Origin of the sequence: Micromonospora sp. LH3U1, assembly GCF_028475105.1 — a bacterium.
In the GTDB taxonomy this organism is placed as follows: domain Bacteria; phylum Actinomycetota; class Actinomycetes; order Mycobacteriales; family Micromonosporaceae; genus Micromonospora.
In genome coordinates, this window is sequence record NZ_CP116936.1 from 5,578,306 (window position 1) to 5,589,615 (window position 11,310).

At 72.3% G+C, this 11,310-nt stretch carries 9 protein-coding genes and 1 pseudogene; all 10 read right to left on the bottom strand.

Features of this window, described 5'->3' with window-relative positions:
- Window positions 1-189 precede the first annotated feature (189 nt).
- The 10 genes and pseudogenes from PCA76_RS25465 to PCA76_RS25510 all read right to left on the bottom strand — a co-directional run bounded on the left by PCA76_RS25465 (window position 190) and on the right by PCA76_RS25510 (window position 11,285).
- The gene (locus PCA76_RS25465) at window positions 190-1,257 is read right to left on the bottom strand and encodes a polyprenyl synthetase family protein (protein ID WP_272612960.1); all 1,068 of its coding nucleotides are present in this window, start codon (window positions 1,255-1,257) and stop codon (window positions 190-192) included.
- Window positions 1,254-2,669, bottom strand: a complete 1,416-nt coding sequence (locus PCA76_RS25470; protein WP_272612961.1) for an alkaline phosphatase family protein — start codon at window positions 2,667-2,669, stop codon at window positions 1,254-1,256. Before PCA76_RS25470 ends, PCA76_RS25465 begins: the two co-directional genes overlap by 4 nt.
- Window positions 2,666-3,865, bottom strand: coding sequence for a metabolite traffic protein EboE (eboE, locus tag PCA76_RS25475; RefSeq protein WP_272612962.1), 1,200 nt, complete (start codon window positions 3,863-3,865; stop codon window positions 2,666-2,668). The genes PCA76_RS25470 and eboE overlap by 4 nt, the downstream gene beginning before the upstream one ends.
- Window positions 3,865-4,722, bottom strand: coding sequence for a TatD family hydrolase (locus PCA76_RS25480; protein WP_272612963.1), 858 nt, complete (start codon window positions 4,720-4,722; stop codon window positions 3,865-3,867). Before PCA76_RS25480 ends, eboE begins: the two co-directional genes overlap by 1 nt.
- Complete coding sequence (locus tag PCA76_RS25485; protein ID WP_272612964.1) at window positions 4,723-5,331, bottom strand: EboA domain-containing protein; 609 nt, start codon at window positions 5,329-5,331, stop codon at window positions 4,723-4,725.
- Window positions 5,332-5,389: 58 nt separating this feature from the next.
- On the bottom strand, window positions 5,390-6,382 hold the full coding sequence (locus PCA76_RS25490; RefSeq protein ID WP_272612965.1) for a sugar phosphate isomerase/epimerase family protein: 993 nt from the start codon (window positions 6,380-6,382) through the stop codon (window positions 5,390-5,392).
- Entirely contained in the window at window positions 6,342-7,232 is an 891-nt protein-coding gene (locus PCA76_RS25495) for an SCO3242 family prenyltransferase (RefSeq protein ID WP_272612966.1), read from the bottom strand. Before PCA76_RS25495 ends, PCA76_RS25490 begins: the two co-directional genes overlap by 41 nt.
- A pseudogene (locus PCA76_RS25500) lies at window positions 7,216-8,381 on the bottom strand (inositol-3-phosphate synthase). Before PCA76_RS25500 ends, PCA76_RS25495 begins: the two are co-directional and overlap by 17 nt.
- A 622-nt stretch (window positions 8,382-9,003) precedes the next feature.
- Entirely contained in the window at window positions 9,004-10,179 is a 1,176-nt protein-coding gene (locus tag PCA76_RS25505) for a Gfo/Idh/MocA family protein (RefSeq protein WP_442930280.1), read from the bottom strand.
- 53 nt (window positions 10,180-10,232) lie between these two features.
- Entirely contained in the window at window positions 10,233-11,285 is a 1,053-nt protein-coding gene (locus PCA76_RS25510) for a substrate-binding domain-containing protein (RefSeq protein WP_272612968.1), read from the bottom strand.
- Between the last annotated feature and the right edge of the window lie 25 nt (window positions 11,286-11,310).

Consider the following 11,310-nt stretch of genomic DNA (forward strand, 5'->3'; position numbering starts at 1 on the left):
CAGGCGGGCGCGCGCCGTCGCGCCGGATGCCGTAGCGGTGATGGTGGGGGTCGATGGGTTACCGCGCCGCCGGTTCACCTCGACGAAACATTGTCGTGTTGGTCACGACACTAAATTGCACGTGTCGATGTGTCCATACCTTCCGGTGATTCAGCATCAACTTTTGTCGATCTGATCGAAAGTCACCGGTCAGGCGCGGCGGTCGATCGCCTGTGCGGCCAGCGCAACCAGCGCCGCGCGAGCCTCGTCGGCCACCATCGCGGTCTGCAAGGCGGCGAGCGCGGCCTCGGTCCGAACCCGGATCATCTGCTCGATCCGCTCCCGCGCGCCGGTCGCGTCGATGATCTCGCGCAGCTCTGCCGCGCCGTCGCCGTCCAACGCCGGGTTGCCGAACAGCTCCCGCAGCCGGATGCTCTGCGGCCGGTCGGCGGCGCTGCGGGCCAGCGCCATCATCACCGTGGGCTTGCCCTCACGCAGGTCGTCCAGGACCGACTTGCCGGTGACCGCCGGGTCCCCGAAGACACCCAACACGTCGTCGCGGAGCTGGAACGCGTCGCCCAGCGGGTCACCGAACTCGCCCAGCGCGGCGAGCAGCTCCGGCCCCGCGCCGGCCAGGGCCGCGCCGATCTGCAGCGGCCGGGTGACCGTGTACCGGGCAGCCTTCATCCGGATCACGGTGAGCGCGCTGGCCACCGAGCCGTCACCCACGCCCGAGACCAGGTCCAGGTACTCACCAGCGATCACCTCGGTACGCATCAGCGCGAACACGCCGTATCCCCGGTGCACCTGTTCGGTGCTCAGCCCACACTCGTGGAACATCTGATCCGACCAGGCGGCGCAGAGATCACCGCAGAGCAGGGCGGTGTTGCGGCCGTACGACTCCGGGTCACCGCGCCACGACGAGCGGGCGTGCAGATCGGCGAAGAGCCGGTGCACCGACGGCTCACCCCGGCGGCGGTCGCTGCCGTCCAGGATGTCGTCGTGGATCAGCGCGAACGCGTGGAACAACTCCAGGGCCGCCGCGGCCACCACGATCGGGGTGCCGTCGGGCGCTCCCGTCCCGCGCCAGCCCCAGTAGCAGAAGAGCGGGCGTATCCGCTTTCCACCGGCCAGCACGAACCGATGTAGCGCGGTGAACACGCCGCGCGGGGCGCCGTCCGGCCAGTCCGGGCCCTGCCGGTCGAGGAACCCGGCCAGTTCGGCGTCGAAGCGCGCCCGCAGCCCGCTCGCGTCGGTGGGCGCGACGGTGACCGTCATGTCCTCTCCCCCGGCCCGCCCGTACCGCCGGTGCCCAGCCCGGCCAACTCCAGCAGCAGCGCCTTGACCTCGGTGGCCGCGATCTTGTCCCGGGCGGCCGTCGGGTCGGAGCAGAGCAGCACCGGGGCGTCCGCCGGGTCGTCCGGCAGCCGGCCGTGCGAGCCCCGCACGGCCCGCGCACCGGCGTCCAGGCCGACCGCGCTCATGAGGTAGCGCATACCGAGCTTCTTGCGGGCCAGGGCCACCCCGGCGCGGGCCTTCGCGGCACCGGGGTTGGCCGGGTCGAAGAACAGCTCCGCCGGGTCGTACCCCGGCTTCCGATGAATTTCCACGAGCCGGGCGAAGTCCGGCGCCACAGCGTCGTCCAGCCAGTAGTAGTACGTGAACCAGGCGTCCGGCTCGGCCACCAACACCAACTCACCGGCGCGCGGATGGTCCAGCCCGTGCGCGGCCTTGCCGTCGGCGTCGAGCACCTCGGCAACCCCGGGCAGGCTGGCACAGAGCTTCGCCACCGCCGGCACGTCGGCCGGGTCCTTGACGTAGACGTGGGCGACCTGATGGTCGGCGACAGCGAACGCCCTCGACGTCCAGGGGTCGAGGTATTCCATGCCCGCCTGGGTGTGCACCCGCAGCAGCCCTTCGGCGCGCAGCAGCCGGTTGACGTCCACCGGCCGGGACACGTCGGTGATGCCGTACTCCGACAGCACCACCACGGTGGCGTCCCGAGCCCGTGCCGCGTCCAGCAGCGGCCCGAGCACCGCGTCCAGCTCGGCCGCCGCGGCGGCGGCCTGGGCCGACGACGGGCCGAACCGTTGCAGGTCGTAGTCCAGGTGCGGCACGTAGACCAAGGTCAGGTCGGGTGACACGTCAGCCAGGATCTGCTCGGCCGCCTGGCAGATCCACCGCGATGACGGCAACCCCGCCGTCGGCCCCCAGTAGGTGAACAGCGGGAAGGTGCCCAACCGCCCGGTGAGCGCGTCGTGCAGCTCCGGCGGGTCGGTGTAGCAGTCCGGCTCCTTGCGTCCGTCCGCGTAGTAGACGGGGCGTGGGGTGACCGTCCAGTCGACGTCCGCGCCCATCGCGTACCACCAGCAGACGTTGGCGACGGTGTAGCCCGGCTCGGCCCGGCGGGCCGCCTGCCAGAGCTTCTCCCCGCCGACCAGCGCGTTGTGCTGCCGCCACAGCAGCACCTCACCCAACTCCCGGAAATACCACCCGTTGCCGACGATCCCGTGCCCGCTGGGCGGCTCGCCGGTGAGGAAGGTGGACTGCACCGAGCAGGTCACCGCGGGCAGCACGGTGCCCAGCTCGGCCCGGAAGCCGCCGTCGGCGACGCCCCGCAGCCGGGGCATGTGCGCCAGCAGTCGCGGGGTCAGCCCCACCACGTCGAGCACTACCAGTCGCCGGCTCATCGCGTCACTCCCGCAGTCACAGTGCTTTCCGGGGTCAGCCCCAGGCCGACCAGTTCGTCGCGGGCGAAGGCCAGCTCGGCGGCGATGCCGGCGGCCAGCTCCGCGTCGGTGCCAGGCCGCCGCGCGGCCGGCAAGACCCCCCAGGTGTACGTCTCGACGTCGAGGTGGTCGCACCCGGCGGCCGGGCCGTTGTAGAGCGCTCTCAGGGCCGCGCGGAGCACGGGCAGGGTGGAGCCGAGCGGTTCCTCGGGTGGGGCGTGCAGGGGCACGTGGTAGTGCACCCGCCACGGGCCGGGCAGCTCCCGATCCAGTGCCGTGTCCAGGTCGTCGGCCGCGTACGCCGGGTCGGCCGGGTCGGCCAGGCCGGCGCACCCGGCGCCCCGGGTCTGGTGCAGGAAACGGGGCTCCACCCAACGGCGCAACGCGTCGGCCCCACCCTCCGGGTCGGCCGCCTCGACGGCGGCGGAGACCTGCACCTTCACCACGGGCAACCCGGCCACTTGCAGTCGTTCCAGCGCCGCAGCCGGTTCCTCCCAGGCACATGCCAGGTGGGCCAGGTCGAGGCAGACGCCCAACCGCTCGGTGTCCATACCGGACAGTAACGTAGCGGCCTGGCTCGTGCTCTCCACCACACAGCCGGGCTCCGGTTCGAAACCGACCCGCACCTCACGGCCGGTGTCCCGCTGCACGGCGGCCAGGCCGGCGGCCAGTTGGTCCAGCCGGCGTCGGGCCGCATCGGCCCGATCGGTGTCCCACGGCTGCCGCCAGGCCAGCGGCAGCGTGGAGATCGAGCCCCTGGCGGCGTCGTCGGGCAGCAGGTCGGCGAGCACCCGGGCCAGATTCAGGGTGTACGTCAATCGCTGCTCGGTGGTCCAGTCGGGGTGGTACACGTCGTGCTTGACCACCGGCGCCTGGAAGGCCGCGTACGGGAAGCCGTTGAGGGTGACCACCTCCAGCCCGCGCGCGTCCAGCTCGGAGCGCAACCGGCGACGCAGCGTCGGGTCGCCGGCCAGCTCGGCGGCGACCGGGGCGGCCAGCCACAGGCCGAGCCCGAGCAGGTTACTGCCGAGCGCCTCGCGGACCGGCACGGCGTAGGTGTCCAGTTGTTCGAGGATGCCGGTGAACTCCTCGGCGGGGTGCACGTTGGTGCAGTAGCCGAGGTGGACGGTGTCGCCGCCGGCGTGTCGCAGCCGCATCAGCTGCCGCCGCGCAGGATCGAGTTGCCGGTCTGCGGGTCCACGGCGGCGGCGACGTCCAGGTCGCTGAGGTCGAGCCGGCCGGACTGCCCGTAGAACTCCACCGGGTTTCGCCACAGCACCAGGTCCACGTCGTCGTCGCTGAACCCGGCCAGCAGCATCGCCTCGCCGGTGGCCCGGGTCAGCAGGGGGTCGGAGCGCCCCCAGTCGGCGGCCGAGTTGACCAGCATCCGATCCGTGCCGTACTCCCGCAGCAGCTCCACCATCCGCAGCGGGGTCATCTTGGTGTCCGGGTAGATGGAGAAACCCAGCCAGCAGCCGCTGTCCCGGACCAGCTTGACGGTCACCTCGTTGAGGTGGTCGACCACCACGCGACCCGCGTCGATGCCGGATTCGGCGACCACCGCGAGAGTGCGTTCGACACCTCGCGCCTTGTCCCGGTGCGGGGTGTGCACCAGCGCCGGCAGGTCGTACGCCACAGCGAGGGCGAGCTGCGCGGCGAACGCCTCGTCCTCCTCCGGCGTCATCGAGTCGTACCCGATCTCACCGACCGCCACCACCGCGTCCTTGTCGAGGTAGCGGGGCAGCAGGTCGAGGACGGACCGGCAGCGCGGGTCGTTGGCCTCCTTGGGGTTCAGCGCCACGGTGGCGTGGTGTCGCACCCCGAACTGACCGGCCCGGAACGGCTCCCAGCCGATCAGCGAGTCGAAGTAGTCGGCGAACGAGGCGGCGCTGGTACGCGGCTGGCCCAACCAGAACGCCGGCTCCACCACCGCGCGCACTCCGGCGGCGGCCATCCGTTCGTAGTCGTCGGTGGTGCGTGAGGTCATGTGGATGTGTGGGTCGAAGATGCGCATTCACGCCTCCCGGGGCAGTGCGGCGGTGAGCCGGTCGAGCAGGTCGGTGGCGTCGGCGGGCAGTTCCCGGCCGGCGGCGTGCCGCTCGGCGGCGAGCGCCGACAGCATCGCGGCCAACTCCCCGTCGGCCCGAGCGTCCAGGTCGGCCACCGTGGCGAGGGGGACGCCGCTGAACACGCACTTGAGCACCGCCTGCCGCCAGGCCGCCGGGTCGAGGTGCCGGGCGTACGGGCCCAGGGCCGCGGCGACGAGCCGGGTGTCGTTGGTCCGGATCGCGTCGTGCAGCAACGGCACCCCGGCGTCGCCGATCGGCAGCAGCGGCAGGGCCCGCAGCACGGCTCGGCGCTCGGCCGCGTCGCCGTGCTGGTAGAGGCTGTCGGCGTACGTCGCGTGGTCGCCGGGCAGGCTGGTGAGCAGCAGCACCCGGGCCGCGTCGTCGGCGGTCCAGCCGGGGGCGTCGGGCAGCGCGGCCCGACCGCAGCGCCGGCCGGCGGCAGGGAAGAGCCGGGTGATCGCGGTGGGCTCGGCCGTGACCCGGCGCAGCGCCGTGTCCAGCCAATCGGGATCGGGTACGCCTCGCAGCGCGGCCCGTAGTGAATCCGGTGTCATCCCGTCTCCTCCCCTTGTGCTGCTCCGCAGGCGCCCCAGGCACACCCTTTGCTCTGCTTCACTCCACGCGACGGCCACTGTCCGAATAGCGGACGGTCGCTGTTGCCTCCGCTGAAGCAGTGCAAAGGGCGCCTGGGAGCACCTCGTCCTCGATGGGCCGCGCGCCGGCCACCGCGGTCGCGGCGGCGGCGCGCAGGAACTCGATCGACCGGGCGGCCACGGCGGGCGCGGCGTGCGAGTCGCGGGGCAACTCCACCGCGACAAGGCCCTCGTACCCGGCTGCGGCGAGGGCCGCCAGCACCGGCGGGAAGTCGATCTCGCCGATGCCGAACTCCAGGTGCTCGTGCACGCCCCGGCGCATGTCGTCGATCTGCACGTTGACCAGGTGCCCGGCCACCTCGGCGACGCACTGTGGCACCGGCCACGGCTCCAGGCAACGGCAATGGCCGATGTCGAGGGTGATGCCGAAGCGGGCCGGGTCACCGAGCGCGGCGTGCAGCCGACGCCAGTCGGCGATGTCCTGCACCAACATCCCCGGCTCCGGCTCGAAGCCGAGGGTGACGCCTGCGGTGTCGGCCGCGTCGACCACGCTGGCGCAGCCCGCGACCAGGCGGTCCCAGGCGCACTGCGGTGACACCGCATCGGGCCGGACACCGGCCCAGAACGAGACCGCCTCCGCGCCCAGGTCGGCGCCGATCCGGACAGCCCGGCGCAGGAACTCGAGCCGCCGGGTCGGGTCGTCGTGCAGCAACGTCGGAGCGTGCTTGTGCCACGGGTCGAGCAGGTAGCGGGCGCCGGTCTCGATCACCACGGCCAGACCCAGCGCGTCCAACCGTCGGCCGACGGCGGCGACCCTGCGCGTGAGCCCGGGCGCGAACGGGTCCAGATGGTCGTGGTCCAGCGTGAGCGCCACACCGTCGTAGCCGAGATCGGCGAGCACGGCGAGCGCATCGTCGAGACGGTGGTTGGCGAAGCCGTTCGTGCCGTACCCGAGGCGCAGGGTCGTGGCGTCACCGGCCGGCACAGCGGGTCGAGGCTGGGGAACGGTCATGTCGGAGAGACTTTCCGGGCCAACCGGCGCCCCAGCGGCGCGGCCGCCGCGACGGCCACCCCGAGCAGGCCCGCTCCGCCCCGCGCGGTGAGCGCCCCTGCAGGGCGGGCAGCCCGGTGATCCCGGCGCCGACGGCGGCGCGGACCCGCCCGGCCGACGGGTCCCGGACCACCTCGGCCTGGGCCGCGCCGTAGCGGGCCGCGTACCACCCGGCCAGCACGGCGGGCAGCACGGCTCCCCGCCGGGGCGCGGCGACGACCGCACTGGCGGCGACGACTGCGGTGCCCGCCAACGTCCGCATCGGCAGGGTGGCATCGGCGCCGGTGACCTCCCGGCGGGACAACGCGGTGACCGTCCAGGTGTGCGCGGCGACGGTCGCCGCCGCCGGCAACGCCCGGATCACCCGGCCACCGGACGCGCCGAGCAGCACATCCAGCCCTCGGCAGGCGGCCATCACGGCCGGACCGGCGGCGGTGTTCTTGGCCAGCAGGTCGTACCCCCAGATGGTGGCGGCCAGCGGCACGGCGAGCGCGGCGGCACGGCGACCGCCCACGGCGGCGGCCAGGCCCACACCGGCGGCCGTGAGGCCAGCCGCGAGACCGACCGCGGCGGCCGGGGTGATCCGCCCGCTGGGGATCGGCCGCTCGGGCCGCTCCACGGCGTCCAGGTGCCGGTCGGACCAGTCGTTGGCGGCCATGCCGGCCCAGTAGAGCAACACCGAGGCGCCGGCCAGAGCAGGGGTACGCCGGCTCAACGCGCCGGCCGCCGCCGCTCCGGCGATCACGTCACCGGGCACCGAGAGCGCAGCCGGCGCCCGGACCAGCTCGGCGAGGTCAGCCAGCGAGGTCATGGGCACCGTCCCCGCCGGCGTGCAGTTTCCGGGCGAAGTTGGTCAGCCGGGCCCACTGCTCGCCCAGCGAATGGGTGGGCGCGCCGAGCGGGTCCTTGAAGAAGAAGCCCAGCTCGGTCAGCGGCCCCACCTGCCCGGCGGCATGGGCGGCGGCGGTGAGCCGGGCCAGGTCGAGCACCAGCGGCGCGGCCAACGCGGAGTCGCAACCGTGCCAGGTGAACTCCATCCGCATGCCGGTGCCGAGGAAGCCAGCGAAGGTGATCAAATCCCAGGCGGTCTTGAAGTCGCCCAGTTCCTCGACGTACTCGATGCGTGTGCCGCCCTGCGGGACGTAGCCCAGTGTCTCGCCGAGCACCCGCTGCTTGCTCTGCACCTTCGCCGCGTTCGCGGCCGGGTCGGCGAGGGTGGCGCCGTCGCCACCGCCGAGCAGGTTGAACCCGGACCAGGAGCGCACGTCCAGGTTGCGCATCGCGAACATCGGCGCGAGCACCGACTTGACCAGGGTCTCCCCGGTCTTGCCGTCGTGCCCGGCGTACGGCAGCCGAGCCTCTTCGGCCAGCGCGGTCAGGGCCGGCAGTCGCAGTCCGGCGGAGGGGGTGAAGTCGACGTACGGGCAACCGGCCAGCAGTGCCGCGTACCCGTAGAGGGAGCTTGCCGGCAGCACCTCGTCCGGACCGGCGAGGGCGGCGCGCAGCGCGGCCGGGTCGACGTGCCCGGCGTGCGGTCGAGGGCCGGCTCGGTGGCGGAGACGTTGACCACCACCACCCGGTCCAGCTCGTGTCGCTCGCGGAAGTGGGTGAGGTCGCGGACCACGGCGGCGGCCCGATCGGCCTGGGTGGCGCCGACCGGTGCGGGGCGCAGCTCCTGCTCGACCGCGCCCAGCTCGTCGCGGAGCGCGGCGACCAGCCGCCAGGGGATGACACCGGCGTCGGCCAGTGCCTCGGCGCGCTTGCACAGGGGGGTGGTGGCCAGGTCGTGCCCGCCGAAGACGAGGTCGGCGAAGGCGGGCAGGGCGGGGCCGCGCAGCTCGGGCAGCTCGGTGACGCAACCGGTCGGTCCAACCAGGCCGGCCCGCAGCGCGAGCCCTCCGACGATGCTGGTGGTCGCGACGGAACCGCGCGCTCCTACCAGCCAGACACCTGTTCGCATGGTGCTCCTTCAGTCCAGGAGAAACCGTCGGTACCGCTAAATATAGGAATATCAGAATATGTTTCGGAAAGATACGGCCTGGGTGGATGGGCCCCGCCCGCCCGCCCCGCACCGGGACGGCACCGGATTCCGACGTCGGCGTCGGCGGCGACGACGCCGGACCGGTTCCCGGTACGGGTGCGAGCAGACGGGGCTGGTAGACAGGGTCGGGTCGGCGTCTCGACCCTGTCTCCCCCGCATCCGACCGGTCAGGGCGTTGGCGTGCCCCGACCGGGCGTCTCAGGCCGCCGTGCCCACCGATTCACCGACCAGAGCACGACTCGCCGGAGATCGGCGAACGGATGCGGTACGGGTGGGGGCAACGGCGGGCGGTGCCATCAGGTCCTCCGGATCTCCACCGGTGGTGGCGGTCCTCCGGTGCGGCCGGGGAATCCCGGTCCGGTCGCACCGGACGACCGTCCTGCTCGTGCGCCACCGGGCCGTACGGCCCGGCTGCACGCTCTCCGATGCCGACCTCGTCCCGACCGCGGGGCGCAATCCGCGGTCGGTCCCTCGCCGGTCGGCTTCGGAAAGCCAGTCGGGCGATGGCGGTGCGAACACTGCCATCGCGGATGGTCAATGGTCAGACAGCCGCCGCGATCAGCGCCGGTTCCACCTCGGTCCAGGATGAGCCGAGCTCCGCCGAGCGGGTCACCGCTTCCAGCACCAGCTGGACCTGCAACGCGTCGGCGAACGAGGGAGCCGGGTCGACGCCGGTGGCGACCGCCTCGATGAAGTCGCGCATCTGGTGCGTGAACGAGTGCTCGTAGCCGATGATGTGGCCCGGAGGCCACCACGCCGACATGTACGGGTGCTCGCCCTCGGTCACCAGGATGCGGGTGAAGCCCTGCTCCACGCCCGGCCGGGTGGCGTCATAGAACTCCAGCTCGTTGAGGCGCTCCAGGTCGAAGACCACGCTGCCCAGCGAACCGTTGATCTCGACACGCAGGGCGTTCTTGCGGCCGGTGGCGAACCGGCTCGCCTCGTACGTGGCCAGGGCGCCACCGTCGAGCCGGGCCACGAAGACCGCGGCGTCGTCGACGGTGACCGGCCCGGTGGGCGACGTGTTGCCGTCCACCGTGGCCGCCAGACCGCTCGACTCGGCCGGCAACGGCCGCTCCTTGACGAAGGTCTCGGTGACCGCGCTGACCCCGCTGATCCGCTGACCGGTGACGAACTGGGTCAGATCGATGATGTGCGCACCGATGTCACCGAGCGCGCCGGAGCCCGCCCTGTCCTTCTGCAACCGCCAGACCAACGGGAACTGCGGGTCCACGATCCAGTCCTGCAGGTACACCGCGCGGACGTGTCGAATCACCCCGAGTCGTCCGTCGGCGACCAACTGGCGCATCATCGCGACTGCGGGGACCCGGCGGTAGTTGAACCCGCACATCGACCGCACTCCGGAGGCCCGGGCGAGGTCCGCCGCAGCGGCCATCGCCCGTGCCTCCGCCACCGAGTTGGCCAACGGCTTCTCGCACAGGACGTGCTTGCCGGCGGCCAATGCGGCGAGGGCGATCTCGGCGTGGCTGTCGCCCGGGGTGCAGACGTCGACCACGTCGATGTCGTCCCGGTTGATCAGGTCACGCCAGTCCGTGGTGTACGCGTCCCAGCCGAGACGGTCGGCGGCGTCGGCCACCTTCGCTGTGTCTCGACCGCAGATCAACGCCATCCGGGCCCGCGCCGGCAGGTCGTACACGCGGTTCGCGGTGCGCCACGCCTGTGAGTGCGCGGCGCCCATGAACGCGTAGCCGACCATGCCGACCCGCAGTTCTTTGTCTGTCGTGGACAAGGTGGGTCTCCCCCCGTATGTCAGAACCCGAGCTTGTCGTAGCTGCTCGCGTTCTCCTTGGTGATCGTCTCGGAGGTGAGGGTCACTTCCTTGGGGACCTGCAGCTCCGTCAGGTCGCCCAGGCCCCGGCCCTGCGCGACGAGCCGCGCGAGGGAGATTGCCGACGAGGCCATCGACGGGTTGTACGTGACCGTCGCCTTGAGCACCGTGTTGTCGGCCTTGATCGCGTCGATCGCGAGCTTCGAACCCGCGCCGCCGACCATGAAGAACTCGGTCCGGTTGGCCTGCTTGATGGCGGCGAGCACACCGATGCCCTGGTCGTCGTCGTGGTTCCAGATCGCGTCGATCTTCGGCAGCGCCTGGAGCAACTGGGCCGCCTCGCGCTGACCGCTGTCCGAGGTGAACTCGGCCGAGCGACGGTTGTTCACCTTGAACCCGTAGGTCGCCAGGGCAGCCGCGAAGCCGGCGCTGCGCTCGACGGTCAGCGGGATCTCCAGACCGGCGATCTCACCGATCACCGGGTTGGCGACGCCCTTGTCCTTGAGCTGCTTGCCGATGAAGTGCCCGGCCGAGACGCCCATGCCGTAGTTGTCGCCCTTGATGACCAGCCGCGAGGCCAGCGCGTCGGGGAAGGCCCGGTCGAGGTTCACGATCGGGATGCCCGCCTGCATCGCCTGGAGCGCGACGGCGTTGACCTCTTTGCCGTCGTGCGGCAGCACGACGATGATGTCCGGCTTCTGGGCGATCAGCGTGCCGAGCGTGGAGCGCTGGGCCTCGGAGTTCGACCCACCGTCGACCTCCTTGAACTCCACGTCCGAGTACGCCGCGGCCTGCGCCTTGGCGTTGGCGTGGATCGCGCCCATCCAGCCGTGGTCGGCGGCCGGGGCGGAGAAGCCGATGACGACCTTCTTACCCGGGGCGTTGTTGCCGGCACTGTCTCCGGCGGCCTTGGTCTGGGTGCTGGCGGCCGGGGTGTCGTTACTTGTGCAGGCGGTGAGGAGGGTGGCGGCGCCGACTGCGGCTCCACCGAAGAGCAACCGGCGGCGCGACAGGTCGCGACTGTGCTGGGTCATGAATGACCTCCTGGGAGCGGGATTT

What these genes read in the sequence shown, in the direction of transcription:
- PCA76_RS25465 (WP_272612960.1), bottom strand. Translation starts at nt 1,257, where the DNA reads ATGACGGTCACCGTCGCGCCCACCGACGCGAGCGGGCTGCGGGCGCGC.
- PCA76_RS25470 (WP_272612961.1), bottom strand. Translation starts at nt 2,669, where the DNA reads ATGAGCCGGCGACTGGTAGTGCTCGACGTGGTGGGGCTGACCCCGCGA.
- eboE (WP_272612962.1), bottom strand. Translation starts at nt 3,865, where the DNA reads ATGCGGCTGCGACACGCCGGCGGCGACACCGTCCACCTCGGCTACTGC.
- PCA76_RS25480 (WP_272612963.1), bottom strand. Translation starts at nt 4,722, where the DNA reads ATGCGCATCTTCGACCCACACATCCACATGACCTCACGCACCACCGAC.
- PCA76_RS25485 (WP_272612964.1), bottom strand. Translation starts at nt 5,331, where the DNA reads ATGACACCGGATTCACTACGGGCCGCGCTGCGAGGCGTACCCGATCCC.
- PCA76_RS25490 (WP_272612965.1), bottom strand. Translation starts at nt 6,382, where the DNA reads ATGACCGTTCCCCAGCCTCGACCCGCTGTGCCGGCCGGTGACGCCACG.
- PCA76_RS25495 (WP_272612966.1), bottom strand. Translation starts at nt 7,232, where the DNA reads ATGACCTCGCTGGCTGACCTCGCCGAGCTGGTCCGGGCGCCGGCTGCG.
- PCA76_RS25505 (WP_442930280.1), bottom strand. Translation starts at nt 10,179, where the DNA reads ATGGTCGGCTACGCGTTCATGGGCGCCGCGCACTCACAGGCGTGGCGC.
- PCA76_RS25510 (WP_272612968.1), bottom strand. Translation starts at nt 11,285, where the DNA reads ATGACCCAGCACAGTCGCGACCTGTCGCGCCGCCGGTTGCTCTTCGGT.